General features: G+C 69.7%; 15 protein-coding genes. 13 read left to right on the top strand and 2 right to left on the bottom strand.

The annotated features are described in order from the left end of the window. Positions 1–61 precede the first annotated feature (61 nt). The 8 genes from tolQ to ftsH all read left to right on the top strand — a co-directional run bounded on the left by tolQ (position 62) and on the right by ftsH (position 8,939). Complete coding sequence (gene tolQ / locus ACOEQ2_RS02420; RefSeq protein ID WP_419731115.1) at positions 62–793, top strand: protein TolQ; 732 nt, start codon at positions 62–64, stop codon at positions 791–793. Between the two features lie 4 nt (positions 794–797). Beyond that, positions 798–1,250, top strand: a complete 453-nt coding sequence (gene tolR, locus ACOEQ2_RS02415; protein WP_419729797.1) for a protein TolR — start codon at positions 798–800, stop codon at positions 1,248–1,250. A 30-nt stretch (positions 1,251–1,280) separates the two neighbouring features. Then, complete coding sequence (locus ACOEQ2_RS02410; protein WP_419729796.1) at positions 1,281–2,255, top strand: energy transducer TonB; 975 nt, start codon at positions 1,281–1,283, stop codon at positions 2,253–2,255. Positions 2,256–2,278: 23 nt separating this feature from the next. Continuing rightward, positions 2,279–3,649: a Tol-Pal system beta propeller repeat protein TolB gene (tolB, locus tag ACOEQ2_RS02405; RefSeq protein WP_419729795.1), complete on the top strand. Its 1,371-nt coding sequence runs from the start codon at positions 2,279–2,281 to the stop codon at positions 3,647–3,649. A gap of 214 nt (positions 3,650–3,863) precedes the next feature. Continuing rightward, complete coding sequence (gene pal, locus ACOEQ2_RS02400; RefSeq protein ID WP_419729794.1) at positions 3,864–4,349, top strand: peptidoglycan-associated lipoprotein Pal; 486 nt, start codon at positions 3,864–3,866, stop codon at positions 4,347–4,349. 176 nt (positions 4,350–4,525) lie between these two features. Beyond that, positions 4,526–5,443: a hypothetical protein gene (locus ACOEQ2_RS02395; protein ID WP_419729793.1), complete on the top strand. Its 918-nt coding sequence runs from the start codon at positions 4,526–4,528 to the stop codon at positions 5,441–5,443. Between the two features lie 181 nt (positions 5,444–5,624). Then, positions 5,625–6,839, top strand: coding sequence for a tRNA lysidine(34) synthetase TilS (gene tilS, locus ACOEQ2_RS02390; RefSeq protein ID WP_419729792.1), 1,215 nt, complete (start codon positions 5,625–5,627; stop codon positions 6,837–6,839). Between the two features lie 171 nt (positions 6,840–7,010). Then, positions 7,011–8,939, top strand: coding sequence for an ATP-dependent zinc metalloprotease FtsH (gene ftsH / locus ACOEQ2_RS02385; protein ID WP_419729791.1), 1,929 nt, complete (start codon positions 7,011–7,013; stop codon positions 8,937–8,939). A gap of 61 nt (positions 8,940–9,000) precedes the next feature. Here ftsH and ACOEQ2_RS02380 read toward each other — a convergent pair whose 3' ends face one another. After that, positions 9,001–10,077: an alkene reductase gene (locus ACOEQ2_RS02380; protein WP_419729790.1), complete on the bottom strand. Its 1,077-nt coding sequence runs from the start codon at positions 10,075–10,077 to the stop codon at positions 9,001–9,003. Positions 10,078–10,134: 57 nt separating this feature from the next. Here ACOEQ2_RS02380 and folP point away from each other — a divergent pair, with 57 nt between their 5' ends. From folP to thiD, 3 genes are read left to right on the top strand one after another with little or no spacing between them, the layout of a single operon-like run. Further along, entirely contained in the window at positions 10,135–11,157 is a 1,023-nt protein-coding gene (gene folP, locus ACOEQ2_RS02375; protein ID WP_419731114.1) for a dihydropteroate synthase, read from the top strand. Positions 11,158–11,199: 42 nt separating this feature from the next. Next, on the top strand, positions 11,200–12,558 hold the full coding sequence (glmM, locus tag ACOEQ2_RS02370; protein ID WP_419729789.1) for a phosphoglucosamine mutase: 1,359 nt from the start codon (positions 11,200–11,202) through the stop codon (positions 12,556–12,558). Positions 12,559–12,563: 5 nt separating this feature from the next. Next, a complete protein-coding gene (thiD, locus tag ACOEQ2_RS02365) occupies positions 12,564–13,361 on the top strand; it encodes a bifunctional hydroxymethylpyrimidine kinase/phosphomethylpyrimidine kinase (RefSeq protein ID WP_419731113.1) in 798 nt (265 codons plus the stop codon). A 154-nt stretch (positions 13,362–13,515) separates the two neighbouring features. On the opposite strand, the gene ACOEQ2_RS02360 is transcribed toward thiD, so the two are convergent. Further along, positions 13,516–15,813 carry a putative bifunctional diguanylate cyclase/phosphodiesterase gene (locus ACOEQ2_RS02360; RefSeq protein WP_419729788.1) on the bottom strand — a complete coding sequence of 766 codons (2,298 nt, stop codon included), beginning with the start codon at positions 15,811–15,813 and terminating at the stop codon, positions 13,516–13,518. Between the two features lie 266 nt (positions 15,814–16,079). Between ACOEQ2_RS02360 and ykgO the strand changes: the two genes are divergently transcribed. Both ykgO and ACOEQ2_RS02350 read left to right on the top strand, forming a co-directional pair. Beyond that, the gene (gene ykgO / locus ACOEQ2_RS02355) at positions 16,080–16,205 is read left to right on the top strand and encodes a type B 50S ribosomal protein L36 (protein ID WP_077807834.1); all 126 of its coding nucleotides are present in this window, start codon (positions 16,080–16,082) and stop codon (positions 16,203–16,205) included. Positions 16,206–16,261: 56 nt separating this feature from the next. After that, positions 16,262–16,807 carry a hypothetical protein gene (locus ACOEQ2_RS02350; protein ID WP_419729787.1) on the top strand — a complete coding sequence of 182 codons (546 nt, stop codon included), beginning with the start codon at positions 16,262–16,264 and terminating at the stop codon, positions 16,805–16,807. Positions 16,808–16,817 lie beyond the last annotated feature (10 nt).

Raw genomic sequence — 16,817 nt, 5'->3', positions numbered from 1 at the left:
CGAGTGGCGAAGTCCGACCCCCGGTCCGATGACCGGGACCGGGCGGCATGCCGACGTCGGAATGGAGGCGTGTTTGGATCGGGCGGTTGATGCGGCGAACCTGGCTGCGGCTTCGGGCGGGGACCTCTCGCTCTGGGGGCTGTTCCTGCAGGCCTCCTTCGTCGTCAAGCTGGTGATGCTGGGGCTGATCGCCGCAAGCGTCTGGGTCTGGGCGATCATCTTCGAGAAGACCATCTCGATCCGCCGCGCCAACCGGCGGGCCGCCGCCTTCGAGGATCGCTTCTGGTCCGGTGGCAGCCTCGACGACCTCTACGAGACCGAGGGCGCCAAGCCGTCGCATCCGATGGCCGCCGTGTTCGGCGCCGCGATGGGCGAGTGGCGGCGCAGCGCCCGCGTGGCCGGCGCCGACCTCAGCCGAGGCAGTGTCGGCGAGCGCGTCGACCGGGCGATGGCGATCACCGTCACCCGCGAGCTCGAGCGGCTCGAGCGCTGGATGATCTTCCTCGCCACGGTCGGCTCGACGGCGCCGTTCATCGGCCTGTTCGGCACCGTCTGGGGCATCATGCACTCGTTCTCGGCGATCGCGGCGATGCACAACACCAACCTGAGCGTGGTCGCCCCCGGCATCGCCGAGGCGCTGTTCGCCACCGCCATCGGCCTGGTCGCGGCGATCCCGGCGGTCATCGCCTACAACAAGATCAACCAGGACCTGGCCCGCTTCGCTGCCCGCCTGGAAGCGTTCGGCACCGAATTCGGCGCGATCCTGTCGCGCCAGTCCGAAGAGAGGGCCTGAGCTCATGGCGATGCAGCTCGGCGGCGGCGGCGGACGGGGGCGCGGTCGGTACCGGCCGATGTCCGACATCAACGTGACCCCGCTGGTCGACGTCATGCTGGTGCTGCTGATCATCTTCATGGTGACGGCGCCGCTGATGACCAGCGGCGTCAATGTCGACCTGCCGAAGACCAACGCCTCGCCGGTCAATGCCGACACCAAGCCGATCACGCTGACCATCAAGAGCGACGGCACGCTGTATCTGGGCGACGATGCGGTCAGCAACGACGAGCTCGTCGCCAAGCTGCAGGCGGCGGCACAGAACGATCCGAACCATCGCATCTTCGTGCGCGGCGACCAGCACATCGATTACGGCCGCGTCATGCAGGTGATGGGCACGATCACGTCCGGCGGCTTCACCCACGTGGCGCTGCTCGCCGAGCAGCCGTCAGGTGCCGGTGCGAGCGGCGGCCGCTAGCAGGCGGAGACTGGTGGCAGCGTGGCGGCAATGGCGCGCATTCGGCGGGACGAAAACCGTGGCCTGAAACGGGCGGCGCTTGTCTCCGGCGGGCTGCACCTGGCGTTGCTGCTGGCGCTCATCGTCGTGATCCCGCCGATCACCAAGCCGCCCGAGCCGCCCGACCCGCCCTCCGTCGAGATGGATTTCGCCGGACCGCCAAGTCAGTCCCGTAAGGGCGACCAGCCGACCACCAAGCCGGTGCCGGCGCCGTCCAAGGTCGAGAAGGTGGCGCCGATCTCGCCGACGCCGCCCGAGCCGGTGCCGGTCGAGGAGCCGCCGCCGCCGCCACCACCACCGACGCCGGTGCCGCCGCCGCCCGAGGCCGTGCAGGCGCCGGTGCCGCCGCTCGAGATCCCGCCCAAGATCCAGGCGGAATCGCCCGACGTCGTGAAGGCGCCGCCGCCGAAGCCGGCACCGCCGGCGCCGAGCCATGCCGTGTCGCCGCCGACGCCGCACCCGCAGCCGGAGCTGCCGAAGATGACGATGCCGTCGCGGCTGACGCAGCCGAACAAGACCAGGAACGCCGAGCCCGACACGCATTCGCTGCTGGCGACGCTGGAGAAGTTCCGTGCCGACCAGCCGCAGACGCATCCGCCGCGGTTCCACGCCAACCCCGACCAGGGCGGTTCGCCGTCGCGTGCCGGAGACGTGACCGGCTCGCTCAGTGCCGGCGCCCAGAAGGCGATCGGCAACTCGGTGCGGCGCTGCTACTCGGAGGATACCGAGGCCAAGAACTACGCGCAGTTCACCGCACACCTGACGGTCACGGTGGATGCGACGGGCGAGGCGCGGCTGGTCGAGTTCAAGCCGGACACCGCGGCGCGCATGGCGTCGGATCCGGGCTACCGGGCGTTGGCGGAGCGGGCGCGTGATGCGGTGCTCAATCCGACCTGCGCCCACCTGCCGATCCCGGCCAACCTGCTGGGCCACACCCAGCAGCTGAGTTTCGTCTTCCGCCCGTGATGGGCCAGAGCATGGAGAACGCGATGTCGATCATCACGGATGGCAACCAGGGCCTGAGCCGCCGCGGCCTCATCGGCGGCACGATCGCCGGCGGGATCGTCATGTCGCCCCTGGCGGCGTTGGCCCAGGGAGCACCCGGCGCGCCCCCGCCGGCCGGAAGCCAGCCCGGCGAGGCGGAGATCACCGTCGATCAGGCCCGTACCGCACCGATCCCGATCGCCATCCCGTCGTTCGGCCCGGGCATCGGCCAGCAGATGACCCAGGTGATCAGCGACGATCTTGCCGGCTGCGGGCTGTTCAAGCCGGTCGGCGACCAATCCACGCCGGTCGATCCCGGGACGCCGAACTTCGACCTCTACAAGAGCCTGGGTGCGCACGCGTTGGCTGCCGGCACCACCTCCGGGTCGGGCAGCAGCGTGCGGGTCGAGTTCCGGCTGTGGAACGTGCTGACCGGCCAGCAGCTGCAGGGCACCGCTTACACCGCCAGCGGCGGCAACTGGCGCCGGATCGCCCACATCATCGCCGACGTGATCTACGAGCGGATGCTCGGCGACAAGGGCTATTTCGACACCCGCATCGCCTACGTCGCCCGCTCCGGCCCGCGCTCGCACCAGACCACCCGCCTGGCAATCATGGACCAGGACGGCGCCAACAGCCGCTATCTCACCGGCGGCGAATGGCTGGTGCTGACACCGCGCTTCCACCCGACGCGCGACGAGATCGCCTTCATGAGCTACGCCAACGACCGACCGCGGGTGTACCTGTATGACCTCGGCAGCGGCCGGCAGCAGATCCTGGGCGAGTTCGCCGGCATCAGCTTCGCCCCGCGCTTCGCGCCCGACGGCAGCTCGGTGGTCATGTCGGTGACCCGCGGCGGCGGCTCCGACATCTATACCGTTGGCCTCGGCGGCGGCGGCTCGCACCAGTTGACCAACTCGGGCGCCATCGACACCAGTCCCTGCTACAGTCCCGACGGCAGCCAGATCGTGTTTACCTCCGACCGTGGCGGCAGCCCGCAGCTCTATGTCATGAGCGCCGGCGGCGGCGGTGCCAGGCGCATCAGCTACGGCTCGGGGCAGTACGAGTCTCCGGTGTGGAGCCCGCGTGGCGACCTGATCGCGTTCGTACGGATCGGCAGCGGCGGCTTCTCGATCGGCGTGATGGCGCCGGACGGAACCGGTGAGCGCATCCTGACCCAGGGTTTCACCGTCGAGAGCCCGACCTTCTGCCCGAACGGCCGGGTGCTGGCCTATTGCCGGCAGACCTCCGGCGGTGCGAGCGGGGCGGGCTTCTCCAGCAGCCTCGGCCAGATCGACATCGCGGGCTTCAACGAGCGCGTCATGCACACGGCGGGCGGCGCGTCGGATCCGGCCTGGTCGCCGCTCAAGGGTTGAGGCTGCAGCCCGCGAGCAAAAAGTTTCTCCGCCGACGCATCGAAAGCACGCTATCCGCGTTGGCGACTTGACCGGCACCGAAACGACGCAGTAATCGGCGGATGGTCTTGATTGTCCGACGCTCGATCGCGCGTTTCTTGCTCCATGACATGGTCGGGTGCCAGCCCGGCCTGCCGCTTCGACTGCAACCGCACCGCTTCCAGGAACGAACCACATGAAATTGAAGCTTCTCGGGGCGCTCGCCCTCGTTGCGGCACTTGCCGCGTGCTCCGACGACAAGGCTGCCAACACCGGCTCCGCGTCAGGCCTGGGCGCCACCTCGGCACCGACCGGCAGCGCCGCTCCGGGCAGCGAAGCCGATCTGGTGGCCAATGTCGGTGACCGCGTCTATTTCGACCTGGCGCGGAACACCCTCTCCAGCGAAGCGCAGGCGACCCTCGATCGCCAGGCGGCATGGCTCGCACGCTATCCGCAGGTCACCGTGCAGGTCGCCGGCAACTGCGACGATCGCGGCACCGAGGAATACAACATCGCGCTCGGCAACCGCCGCGCCAACGCAGCGCGCGACTACCTGGTCGCCAAGGGCGTCTCGGCCGATCGCATCTCGACCATCAGCTACGGCAAGGACCGCCCGACCGCCACCGGCGACGACGAGCAGTCCTGGGCGCAGAACCGCAACGCGATCACCTCGGTTCGCTGAGCCCACGCCGGGCTTCGGCCCTTCGCGGACCCTGAACCTGCCAAGCGCCCTGGGGACCTCCCCGGGGCGTTTTTCATGTCGACCGGCCGTTGCCGCTGCGCCGCCGGCCTGGGCTGCTTCCAGCCTGGCGGCCCATGCTCTAGCGTCTGGCCGCTGCCCGCTCCCAGAGGATTCCGATGCGTCCTGTTGCTCCGTCTTCCAGCCTTGTCGCCCTGATGATCGGCTTTTCGGTGGCAGCGCTGCCGCGTCCGGCGGCCGCCCAGATGGTGAGCCGGGAAGCTATTTCGCTGCAGAACCAAGTCCTGGAGCTCCGGCATGAGCTCGAGCAGGTCGAGGCGAATGGCGGCGGCGGCGGCGGCAACGGCGGCGGCGCGCCGATGGCCCCGCCAATGGCCAGCCAGCCCTCCCAGGGCGGCGATGCCGGGGATGCCAACGGGCTGGCACCACAGCTGCTCGACCGGGTGCAGACCCTCGAGCAGCAGGTGCGCGACATGCGCGGCGAACTGGACCAGTTGAGCAACCAGGTGCAGCAGCAGAATGCCGCTCTGACCAAGCAGATCGCCGACATGAACTTCGCCCTGCAGCAGGGGCATGGTGGCGCACCGGGAGCCGGCAATCCGCCGACCCCGGGCGACAATGCGGGCGCAGCGGCGGGTGCTCCGGCGCCGGTGGCCACCCCCGGCCCGGCCGCGGCACCGCCGCCGCCGCGTCGCACGCCGGAAGCCTCGCTCGCCGCGGGCAATGCGGCACTCGCGCACCATGACTATCCGGCGGCGCAGGCGGCCGCGCAGGCGGTGCTTGCCGGTCCGCGCAGTCCGCGCCAGGTGGATGCGCAGTTCCTGCTCGGCCAATCGCTGGCCGGCCAGCGCCAGTACCAGCAGGCGGCCGTCGCCTATTACGACGCCTATAACCGTGCGCCGCGATCCGGTCGGGCGCCGGACGCGCTGCTCGGCGTCAGCGCCTCGCTGCTGGCCCTGGGCGACAAGCCGTCCGCCTGCCAGGCGCTTGCCAAGCTGCATGGCGAATTCCCGACGGCCGCCCCCCGGGTTCGCAGCGCCTACACGGTGTTGCGCGGCCGCGGCGGCTGCCACTGACCCTGGCACGTGCACCGCGGCGCCGCGGAGTGACGTGACCCGCCCGTCGCCTGGTGAGGGTCCGCCTGCGCCGCTCGGCGACGATGAATTTGCCGTCCTGATGGCGCCCCTGGGGCCCTGGCCTGGTGCCGGCTTGCCTCGTCCGGACCTGGGTCCAGCGCCGCGAGGCCCGGTCGGGCAGGTGCCGATCGCGATGGCGGTGTCGGGAGGCGCAGACAGCATGGCGCTGGCCCTGCTGACAGCGCACTGGGCCCGGGTGCGAGGGATCCAGGTGATGGCGCTGGTCGTCGATCACGGATTGCGCGCCGGGTCGGCTCGGGAGGCATTCTCGACCGTCGAACGCCTGGCCGGCCTCGGCATCGACAGCCGGATGCTGCGCCTGTCGGGGCTGGAAGTCGGGCCCGCTCTGGCCGAACGCGCGCGGATCGCCCGCTATGACATCCTGACCCGCGCCTGCCGCAGCATCGGCACCGTCGACCTCCTGCTGGGTCACCATGCCGGCGACCAGGCCGAGACCGTGCTGATGCGCCGCCGGGCCGGCAGCGGTCCCGACGGGCTGGCCGGGATGGCCGACCTGGTCGAGACCCTCGATCTGCGGCTGGTCAGGCCGCTGCTCCGGGTCGCGCCCGGCCGGCTGCGAGCCCTGCTGCGGCTCCGTGGCATCGGCTGGGTGGACGATCCCTCCAACGCCGATCGACATGCATTGCGGACCCGAGTGCGGCAGGAGCTCGCTGCGGGCGTGCCCGATCCCGTGCCCGGGATACTCCGCGCGGCGACCGGGGACAGGCGGCAGCGAGCGCTCCGGCAGCAGGCCGATGCCGCCGCGCTGGCCGGGTCGGCATCGATGCGGCCGGGAGGCTTCGCGCTGCTGCCGCCCGGGCTGGTTCCTGCAGGCGCGCTCGCCGGCCTCATCCGGGCGGTCGGGGCCGGCAGCTATCCACCTCCGCCGGCTGCGATCGAGGAAATGCTGCGTCGGCCCTGCGCCTGCACGCTCGCCGGCACGAGGCTGATGCCGGCGGGGCGGCTTGGGGCGGGATGGGTGTTGCTGCGCGAGCAGGGCCTGATCGGTCCCGACCTGGATGCCGCGCCCGGAACCTTGTGGGACCGACGCTACCGGCTCGCGAGCAACCCTGACCGCAGGACGGATCTGGCCGGACTGGTCATGTCCGCTGTCGGCGCAGACCAGGCGGCGCTCCGGGCGGGATCGGGCCGGTGCGCGCCGGCGGCAGCCTTGCCGGGGGCGGTGGTGGCGAGCCTGCCGGCACTGCGCCGGGCGGGGCGGCTGGTGGCGGTGCCGCACCTGCTCTGGACGAACGAGCCGGGGCTGGGTGGCCTTCGGTTCCGGCTGATGCCGCCGTCACCGGCCATCGGCTCGGGGTTGTTCATCGCCGATTAACCTCTGCGGGTGCAGGTTGATCGTGTCGCCGGCACTTCCCCAGGCATCGGATCATCCCAATCTAGTTCCTGAGAGTGGTGCTTTGGCGGCTCGCTCGTCTATGGTCGTCCGAACCGCTGCTGGCGGCGAGGCGGTCTCGGCCGGGTCTCGAGCGTGGAACTGTAAGGCAAGATGAGCAATTTCGGCCGGAACCTGGCCCTCTGGGTCATCATCGCATTGCTGCTGGTGCTGCTGTTCAGCGTCTTCCAGCCGGGCAGCAACCAACACGCGGCGCAACAGCTCGCCTATTCCGATTTCGTCGGTGACGTGAATGACGGCCGGGTGCGCTCGGTGGTCATCCAGGACCACAACGTGTCCGGCGTGCTGACCGACGGGACCAGCTTCGAGACCTACACGCCGGAGGACCCGAACCTCGTTACCCGCCTCACCGACAAGAAGGTCGAGGTCGTCGCTAAGGCCGAGGATAGCGACGTCAATCCGCTGTTCCGCTACCTGCTGCAGTGGGCGCCGCTGCTGCTGATCATCGGCGCGTGGTTCTTCGTGATGCGGCAGATGCAGTCCGGTGGCGGTCGCGCCATGGGCTTCGGCAAGTCGCGCGCCAAGCTGCTGACCGAGAAGCAGGGTCGGATCACCTTCGAGGACGTGGCCGGCATCGACGAGGCCAAGTCCGAGCTCGAGGAGATCGTGCAGTTCCTCAAGGACCCGCAGAAGTTCCAGCGCCTGGGCGGCAAGATCCCCAAAGGCGTGCTGCTCGTCGGTCCTCCGGGCACCGGCAAGACGCTGCTCGCGCGTGCCATTGCCGGCGAGGCCAACGTCCCGTTCTTCACCATCTCCGGTTCCGACTTCGTGGAGATGTTCGTAGGCGTCGGTGCGTCCCGTGTGCGCGACATGTTCGAGCAGGGCAAGAAGAGCGCGCCCTGCATCATCTTCATCGACGAGATCGATGCGGTCGGCCGTCATCGTGGCGCCGGCCTCGGCGGCGGCAATGACGAGCGCGAGCAGACGCTGAACCAGATGCTCGTCGAGATGGACGGCTTCGAGAGCAACGAGGGCGTCATCCTGATCGCCGCCACCAACCGCCCTGACGTGCTCGATCCGGCACTGCTGCGGCCGGGCCGCTTCGACCGCCAGGTGGTGGTGCCAAACCCGGACGTGAACGGTCGCGAGAAGATCCTGCGCGTGCACATGCGCAAGGTGCCGCTGGCATCCGACGTCGAGCCCAAGACCATTGCCCGCGGCACCCCCGGCTTCTCCGGTGCGGACCTTGCCAACCTGGTGAACGAGGCGGCGCTGTTGGCGGCTCGCATGGGCAAGCGCACGGTGGCGATGCTCGAGTTCGAGAGCGCCAAGGACAAGGTGATGATGGGTGCCGAGCGTCGTTCGCTGGTGATGAGCGACGACGAGAAGCGCATGACCGCGTTCCATGAAGGCGGCCACGCGCTCTGCGCGATCCGCACGCCCGGCTGCGATCCCGTGCACAAGGCGACGATCATTCCACGCGGTCGTGCGCTCGGCCTGGTGATGAGCCTCCCCGAGGGCGACCGCTACTCGAAGAGCAAGTCCAAGCTGCTTGCCGAGCTGACCATGGCAATGGGCGGACGGGCGGCCGAAGAGATCATCTTCGGCGCCGAGAACGTCTCGAACGGCGCGTCGGGCGACATCAAGATGGCGACCGACCAGGCACGCCGGATGGTCAGCGAGTGGGGCATGAGCGACAAGCTCGGGATGATCTCCTACGGCGACAACGGCCAGGAGGTCTTCCTCGGACACTCGGTGACGCAGAACAAGAACGTCTCGGAGCAGACGATCCGGGAGATCGATGCCGAGATCAAGGCGATCATCGACCAGGCCTATATCAACGCGAAAACGCTGCTGACCGACAACGTCGAGGAGCTGCACAAGCTGGCGAATGGTCTGCTCGAGTATGAGACGCTGTCCGGCGACGAGATCCGGCAGGTCCTGCGCGGCGAGCCGGTCGAGCGCAAGGTGATCGACGAGCCGATGCAGGATAATCGTCGGGCGTCGGTTCCTAATACCCGCAAGCCTGAGGCGATCCCGCCGGCGGCTGGCGGTCTCGATCCGGCACCGCAGCCGGGCTGAATCGCCCGCCCATTGCTCATGAAGCAAGGGTCCGGGAACCATGTTCCTGGACCCTTTTTCGTCAGGCCGCGGTCGGGTAGTCGATATAGCCCTCGGGCCCCTGGCTGTACCAGGTCGCCTGGACATCCTTCGCCAACGGGATCCCGTCGCGCAGCCGCCTCGGCAGGTCCGGATTGGCGATGAAGGTGCGTCCGAACGCGATCGCATCCACCCGCCCGCTCTCGACCGCGGCGCGTGCGGTGGCGCCGTCATAATCCGAATTCAGCACCAGCGGACCGTGGAAGACCTTGCGGATGGCGGGCGCGATCGGCGGTCGGTCGGCGGTGCCGAAGGTCCCGTGCAGGCCGGGCTCCCGCATCTCGAGAAAGGCGATCCCGATCGTCGAGAGCGCTGCGGCGGCGGCAGTGAAGAGGGCGACCGGGTCACTGTCGTTGACGCCCTGGATGAGCCCGTTGGGCGACAGGCGGACCGACACCCGGTCGGCACCCGCAACCTCGGACGCAGCCTGCGTCACCTCGCGCAGCAGCCGGATCCGGTTCTCGATCGAGCCGCCATATTCATCATCCCGGTGGTTGCTGTTGTCGCGCAGGAACTGGTCGATCAGGTAGCCATTCGCCGCATGGATCTGAACGCCCTCGAACCCCGCCGCGAGAGCGTTCCGCGTCGCGTGGCGATAATCGTCGAGCAGCGCCGGGATCTCGTCGACGCGGAGCGCCCGGGCCTGTTCGTACGGCTGCCGTCCGGCATAGGTGTGCGCGTTGTCGGGGCCGGTCGTGGCCGAGGAGGACACCGGCGCCGCACCGTCGAGAAAGCTCGGATGCACCAGGCGCCCCATGTGCCAGAGCTGGGCGATGATGCGACCGCCGGCCTGGTGCACCGCCTCCGTCACCGGCTTCCACGCCTCGACCTGCTCCGGCAGCCAGAGACCGGGTGCGTACGGCCAGCCCAGCCCCTGGCGGCTGATCCCGGTCGCCTCGGAGATGATCAGGCCGGCACTGGCGCGCTGGGCATAATATTGCGCCATGATCGGCGTCGGCACGTGCTCGCGGGTGCTCCTGCCGCGGGTCAGTGGCGCCATCAGGATGCGGTTCGGGGCGGCGATGGCGCCGAGCTGGATGGGGTCGAAAAGCGAGGGCATGATGATCTCCGTGACGGGAACTGCGCGCTGCACGACCACCTGGCCTGCCTCATGGAGATGACGACGGACCGTCTGATCGAGCCGCTCGGCCTGCTGCATGGGGACGCGGCGCGCGAGGCCTGCGCGGCAGGACTGGCCTTGCCGCTGGCCGGCGGCCCGGTCGCGTTCAGCCTGTGCGCGCTGGTAGAGGGCCAACATAGGCGCATCGTCCCGACGCGCGAAATTCCGGTCGGATGGGCCGCGGAACAAGCGCGTGTGACGACGGCGCCGCCCATGGCCGGGCTTCCCGCCGGCGTCCTGGTGATGGGGATCCTGAACGTCACCCCGGACAGCTTCAGCGACGGCGGCCGGTTCGACACCGAAGCGGCGGCGATCACCGCGGCGGACCGGATGCACCAGCAGGGCGCCGGGCTGATCGACATCGGTGGCGAGAGCACGCGTCCCGGTGCGGTCCCGGTATCGGCGCAGCAGGAGCAGGCGCGGGTACTGCCGGTGCTGCGTGCGCTGGTGGAGCGTGGGCGTGCGGTGTCGGTCGATACGCGACACGCGGCGACGATGCGGGCAGCTCTTGGAGCCGGTGCGGCCCTGATCAATGACGTGTCGGCGTTGGCCCACGATGCGGAGGCACGCGCCGTGATCGCCGAGGCAGGCTGCCCGGTGGTGCTGATGCACATGCGCGGCACCCCGCAGACGATGGCCGGCCTGACCGACTACCGCGATGTCGCCGTGGATGTGGTCCGCGAGCTCGGCGGCCGGATCGACGAGGCGGTGGCCGCCGGCATCGCCCGGACACGGATCATCGTCGATCCGGGGATCGGTTTCGCCAAGACCCACGAGCAGAATCTCGAGCTCCTGCGGCGACTGCCGATCCTGGCCAATCTCGGCTGCCGGGTGCTTCTGGGCGTGTCGCGCAAGGGCTTCATCGGGCGCTTCGGCGGGGAGAGCGTCGCCACCGACCGGCTCGGTGGGTCGATCGCGGCGGCGTTGCCCGGGCTGGTGTTCGCAGGCAGCATCCTGCGGGTGCATGACGTCGCCGAGACCGTCCAGGCGGTGCGTCTCTGGCAGGCGGTGCATGGCTGAGCTAGACGAGAGGATTGCTCGAGAGATCCGGAAGTGCACGCGATGAGTGGTCCAAGGAAGCTGTTCGGAACCGACGGGATCCGCGGCACGGCGAACACCGACCCGATGACCGTCGAGGTGGCGCAGCGGCTCGGCCAGGCGGCGGGCCTGCGGTTCATGCGCGGCACGCACCGCCACCGCGTGGTGCTCGGCAAGGACACGCGGCTGTCCGGCTACATGATCGAGTGCGCGCTGGTGTCGGGGTTCCTCGCGGCCGGCATCGACGTGACGCTGGTGGGCCCGCTGCCGACGCCGGCGATCGCGCTGCTGACGCGCAGCCTGCGGGCGGATCTCGGCGTGATGATCTCGGCGTCGCACAACCCGTTCGAGGATAACGGCATCAAGCTGTTCGGCCCGGACGGCTTCAAGCTCTCCGACGAGGCCGAACTGGAGATCGAGGCGCTGATGGCGTCCGACCTCTCCGGCCGGCTGGCCACGCCGGACATGATCGGGCGCGCGTCGCGGCTGAACGATGCGGCCGGCCGCTATGTCGAGAGCGCCAAGTCCAGCTTCCCGCGCGGCCGCCGGCTGGACGGGCTGCGGATCGTACTGGATTGCGCGAACGGGGCCGCCTACCGGGTCGCCCCGACCGCACTTTGGGAGCTGGGTGCGGAGGTGATCCGTATCGGCTGCGCGCCGGACGGGCTGAACATCAACCACCAATGCGGCTCGACCAGTCCGCGTGCCTTGAGTGCCGCGGTGCTGGGCCATCGCGCCGACCTCGGCATCGCGCTGGATGGCGACGCCGACCGGCTGCTGCTGTGCGACGAACGCGGCCAGCTGATCGATGGCGACCAGATCCTGGCGCTCATCGCCCGCTCCTGGGCGACCGCCGGCCGGCTCGAGGGTGGTGGCGTGGTCGCGACCGTGATGTCGAACATGGGGCTCGAGCGGCTGCTGGCCGCGGACGGGCTGCGGCTCGAGCGCACCGCGGTGGGCGATCGCTACGTGGTCGAGCGGATGCGCGAGCTCGGCATGAATGTCGGCGGCGAGCAGTCCGGCCACATGGTGCTGTCGGATTTCGCCACCACCGGCGACGGGCTGATCGCCGCCCTGCAGGTGCTGTCGGTGCTGGTCGAGCGTGGCCGACCGGCGAGCGAGGCGCTGCAGATGTTCACGCCGTTCCCGCAGATGCTGCGGAGCGAGCGGTTTACCGGCCCGTCGCCGTTGCTCGATCCGGCGGTTCGCGAGGCCAGGCGCTGGGCGGAGGACGAGCTCGGATCCCGCGGACGGCTGGTGCTGCGGGAGAGCGGCACCGAGCCGGTGGTCCGGGTGATGGCCGAGGCCGAGGACGAGGGGCTCGTCAGCAAGGTCGTGGCGGGTGTGTGCGAGGCGATCCGACGCGTGTCGGTGGCGGCCTGACCCGGATGCGCGGCCGTGTGCTGATCGTCGCCGGCAGCGATTCCGGTGGTGGCGCCGGGATCCAGGCGGACATCAAGACCGTCACCGCACTCGGCGGCTACGCGATGACCGCGATCACGGCGCTCACGGCGCAGAACACGCTGGGCGTGCACGGCGTAATGCAGGTGCCGCCCGAGTTCCTGCGGCTGCAGATCGAGTGCGTGCTGGCCGATCTCGGGGCGGACGCCTTCAAGACCGGAATGCTCGACACGCCGGAGATCATAGCGACCACTGCCGACTGCCTTAGAAAATGGCCGGACGTGAAGCTGGTGATCGACCCGGTGATGGTAGCCAAGGGCGGTCAGTGGCTGATGCAGACGGCGGCGATCGCGGAGATGAAGCGACACCTGCTGCCCCTGGCCAGCCTGCTGACGCCGAACCTCCCGGAGGCGGAGGTGCTGTGCGGCATGCGCATCGAGAGCGAGGACGACATGCGTCGTGCCGCCGACGCGCTGCTGACGCTGGGCGTGCCGGCGGTGCTGCTGAAGGGCGGTCACCTGCCGGGTGACGAGGTGGTCGACCTGCTGGCGACCGAGACCAAGTGCGAGAGCTTCTCGGCCCCGCGCATCCACACCCGGCACACACATGGCACCGGCTGCACCCTGGCGAGCGCCATCGCCACGGGAATCGCCCAGGGCATGGACCTGCGCGCGGCAGTGGTCCGGGCGCGCGACTATGTCCGGCTTGCGATCGAGACCGCTCCCGGTTACGGCGCCGGGGCCGGGCCGCTCAACCATGCGGTCACCTTACCGCCGGAGCGGTAGCAGCGGCGGGCGCCTGCGCGGGCCAGGCGGCTGGAAAGCGCCTCGGCAACGATGGGCGTGCGTCACACTCGGCGGCGGCTGCGGCCGCACGGCACATGGTGGTGCTGCGCCCGGCTGGCGGCGGTCTCCTCGGCTGGCGACGCAAGGTCTGGGTTCAGCTTCCGGCCATCGGCGACCGGACCTCTAGCCGCTCCTCGCTGGCGTCGTTCCTCGTGTGCTGCAGCGCCATGAAGCGTCGCACGGCGTCTGCGCTGCAGGGGCGGCTGTAGAGAAAGCCCTGGAACTGCGTGCAGCCGCTCGCGCGCAGGCGGTCGGCCTGGTCGAAGGTCTCCACACCCTCGGCGGTGATGGTGATGCCGAGGCCCCTTGCCATGCCGGTGATCGCCTGCACGATCATGTCCGCCTCCAGGTCGGTACCGAGATCGCGGACGAAGGAGCGGTCGATCTTGACGGTATCGACGTGGAACTGGCGCAGGTAGCTGAGCGACGAGAAGCCGGTGCCGAAATCGTCGAGGGCGAAGCGGATGCCGTGCTGCTTCAGCCTGAGCATGGTCTCGCGGACCAACGGGTTGGTCTCCAGGAACAGCGACTCGGTGATCTCGAGCTCCAGGCGTCCGGCCGCCAGACCGCTTTCCTGCAGCGCGCTCTCGACGATGGAGAACAGCCTTGGGTCGCGCAGCTGGATCGGCGACAGGTTGACCGAGATGCCGATCTCCTCAGACCAGCATGTGGCCTCCAGGCAGGCGCGTCGCAGCACCCAGGTGCCGAGTGCCCCGATCAACCCGCATTCCTCCGCCAGCGGGATGAATTCGGCCGGGGGGATCATGCCGCGCGTCGGGTGCATCCAGCGGGCCAGCGCTTCCGCCGCGACCACCCGGCCGGTAACCCCGTGCATGATCGGCTGAAAGTGCAGCGAGATCTCGTCGCGGCTGATCGCGTGGCGCAGATCCGCCTGGAGCAGCAGGCGATTCTGCGCGCCGTTCTCGATGTCGTTGTCGAAGAAGCTGATGGTGCCCCGGCCTTCCGCCTTGGCCCGGTACATCGCCAGGTCGGCGCCCTTGAGCAGGTCCCGGTGGCCGGTGGCATCGTCCGGCGACAGGATCACGCCGATGCTGAGCCCGACCCGCACCGGGATCCCGTTGATGGTGTAGGGCTCGGTGACCTGCGCCATCAGCCGTCGACCGAGTTCGCCCGCCGCCGCGGAATCGCTGTCCATCAAGGCAACCGCGAACTCGTCGCCGCCGAGCCGGCCGATGAGGTCGCGCTTGCGAATGCAGCTGCGCAGGCGGGCCGCGACCTGGGTCAGCAGGGCATCGCCGGCGAGGTGACCGAGCGTGTCGTTGATCGCCTTGAAGCCATCGAGATCGAGGCAGAGCAGCGCCAATTTCTCGCCGCTTTCGGCCTGCAGGGCGCATGCGGTGCGCAGGGCTTCGTGGAAATGCGCCCGATTCGGCAACCCGGTCAGGCTGTCGTGCCGCGCCAGCCAGGCGATCCGGCGTTCGGATTGGCGGATCCCGGTGATGTCGGAGCCCACCCCGCGATAGCCGCGGAAGCTGCCGTCGATGTTGAGCATCGGCCGGCCGCTCAGCAGCAGCCAGTGTTCGCTCTCCCCGATGCCGACCGGGATCTGCACCTGCCGGAACGCCGACCTCGAATCGAGGCTCATCGCCAACGCCTCGAAGCCGTCACGGCCATCGAGCGCCAGCCACATCCGCGAGTTGATCCAGCGGCGCAGCGACAGGTTGGCAAGCGTCCGGCTCCTGCATCCGAGCAGGCGGCACAGCCTCGGTGACGGCGTCACCAGGTGGAAATCCGCCCCGGTTTCCCAGAGCCATTCCGAGCCCTGTTCCTCGAGCTCGTGCAGCAGCGTGCTGCTGATCTCGGTCTGCTCCGCCAGACCGGACTCGCGTCGTGTGGTCCGCTCGAATTCGGCGTGCTGCCAGGCGATGGCACCGGCAGCAATCAGACCCCCGGCTAGGGGGCCGAGCGGCGGCCACATCGTCTCCGCGGCCCAGCCCCGCATCGCCAGCACGGCGCCGCCGGCGACCGCGCCGACATAGAGCAGGGCGGCGGCGCGAACCGGAGCCAGCAGGATGCCGCCGAGGATCAGCGTGGGCACCAGGATCATCTGGAATACCGGGCTTGGACCGGGGGACGTCGCCGCCAGCACCACCGCCCACAGGCTGCCCAGGAGGCCAGCCATGAGGATCGCGCAGCCATAGCGATAATCGACGGTCGCCGGATGCGGCGCCCGCGCTCGCTCGTGGAGCGAGAGCCAGGCGGTCAGGGCGTGCAGCACAACCAGGCAGGCAAGCGGTACTTCGAGTGCAGCCGCTGAGGTGCCGGGGCGCGCCGAGCCTTGCAGCAGGTCGTCGAAGACGGCGAGGAGGATCGAGACCGGCGCCAGCACCAGCCACGTGCGGCCGCACGCTGACAGCGCCTGCAGGCGCATCTGGTTGCGCCGGGCCAGGTGTGAGCTCGGATCTCTATGTGCCAATGTCATGCAGCGCCTTTGACCACGCCATACGCGCCGGAGAGGCGACTGAGCAGGCGTCGGCGGGAGCTTGGCAGGAGTTTCCTAGCGGATGATTAACCGGCCCACAGTCCGCCGGAACAGGCCGTCGGTGTGGCGCCCAGGCCTTGTATCATTGACACCCTGGGAGCGCGCCGTTATTCGGCCCCTCTTTGCGGTGCATCACCGCTCTCGAAGGTCGGACCATGAAGATCAGAAACAGCCTCAAGTCGGCCAAGGTGCGCGACAAGGATTGCCGTGTGGTGCGGCGCCATGGGCGCGTGTACGTCATCAACAAGAAGAACCCGCGCATGAAGGCCCGCCAGGGCTGAGCCGCTTCGCGGGTCGGCTGGCGGCACTCGCGGGCGTTTGCCTGCTGACGGTCGGGGTGCTCCCAGCCGCCGCTGCGCCAAACCGTCCCGACGCCGCACCGCCGCCGGCAGCGTCACCTGCCGATCCCCGGATCCAGGCGCTCGAGGCTGACCTGCTGCATGCGCCGGGCGCGGACCAGGCCGGCGCGATCCTGGCTCGCCTCGAGGCTCGCCGTGAGAGCCTGCTGTCACCTACGGCGCGGCTCATGCTGCATCGGGGCCAGCGGGAACAGGCGGATGGGCATCTGCGTGAGGCGCTCGGCGATCTCAGCGACGCGCTGGAGCTGCAGCCCGGACAATCCCTGCTGTGGCGCGAGCGTGCCGCCGTGCGTGCGGCACAGGCCGACCAGGCCGGCGCGCTGCAGGATCTCGGCAATGCCATCAATCGTGATCCGGCGGACGTGCAGTCCTGGTCTGGGCTGTCGCTGATCGAGGAGAGTGCGGGCAGGGGCGAGCCGGCGTTTGCCGCGTGGGAACACGTGCTGCGGCTGGATCCGATGATCGCCGGGGGTGCGGCGCGTCTGGCGCACCTGCATCACCTGATGGTCGGCGACCCCACCTGACACCGTCCCG

It is taken from the genome of Lichenicola sp. (assembly GCF_965198575.1).
Classification (GTDB): domain Bacteria; phylum Pseudomonadota; class Alphaproteobacteria; order Acetobacterales; family Acetobacteraceae; genus Lichenicola.
Note: the sequence above shows the minus strand (reverse complement) of the source record. Positions and strands in the feature narration are given on the sequence as shown.

Bases quoted from the DNA above. Each gene is read 5' to 3' on its own strand.
- tolQ (WP_419731115.1), top strand. From the start codon at position 62: ATGGAGGCGTGTTTGGATCGGGCGGTTGATGCGGCGAACCTGGCTGCG.
- tolR (WP_419729797.1), top strand. From the start codon at position 798: ATGGCGATGCAGCTCGGCGGCGGCGGCGGACGGGGGCGCGGTCGGTAC.
- ACOEQ2_RS02410 (WP_419729796.1), top strand. From the start codon at position 1,281: ATGGCGCGCATTCGGCGGGACGAAAACCGTGGCCTGAAACGGGCGGCG.
- tolB (WP_419729795.1), top strand. From the start codon at position 2,279: ATGTCGATCATCACGGATGGCAACCAGGGCCTGAGCCGCCGCGGCCTC.
- pal (WP_419729794.1), top strand. From the start codon at position 3,864: ATGAAATTGAAGCTTCTCGGGGCGCTCGCCCTCGTTGCGGCACTTGCC.
- ACOEQ2_RS02395 (WP_419729793.1), top strand. From the start codon at position 4,526: ATGCGTCCTGTTGCTCCGTCTTCCAGCCTTGTCGCCCTGATGATCGGC.
- ftsH (WP_419729791.1), top strand. From the start codon at position 7,011: ATGAGCAATTTCGGCCGGAACCTGGCCCTCTGGGTCATCATCGCATTG.
- ACOEQ2_RS02380 (WP_419729790.1), bottom strand. From the start codon at position 10,077: ATGCCCTCGCTTTTCGACCCCATCCAGCTCGGCGCCATCGCCGCCCCG.
- folP (WP_419731114.1), top strand. From the start codon at position 10,135: ATGACGACGGACCGTCTGATCGAGCCGCTCGGCCTGCTGCATGGGGAC.
- glmM (WP_419729789.1), top strand. From the start codon at position 11,200: ATGAGTGGTCCAAGGAAGCTGTTCGGAACCGACGGGATCCGCGGCACG.
- thiD (WP_419731113.1), top strand. From the start codon at position 12,564: ATGCGCGGCCGTGTGCTGATCGTCGCCGGCAGCGATTCCGGTGGTGGC.
- ACOEQ2_RS02360 (WP_419729788.1), bottom strand. From the start codon at position 15,813: ATGCGCCTGCAGGCGCTGTCAGCGTGCGGCCGCACGTGGCTGGTGCTG.
- ykgO (WP_077807834.1), top strand. From the start codon at position 16,080: ATGAAGATCAGAAACAGCCTCAAGTCGGCCAAGGTGCGCGACAAGGAT.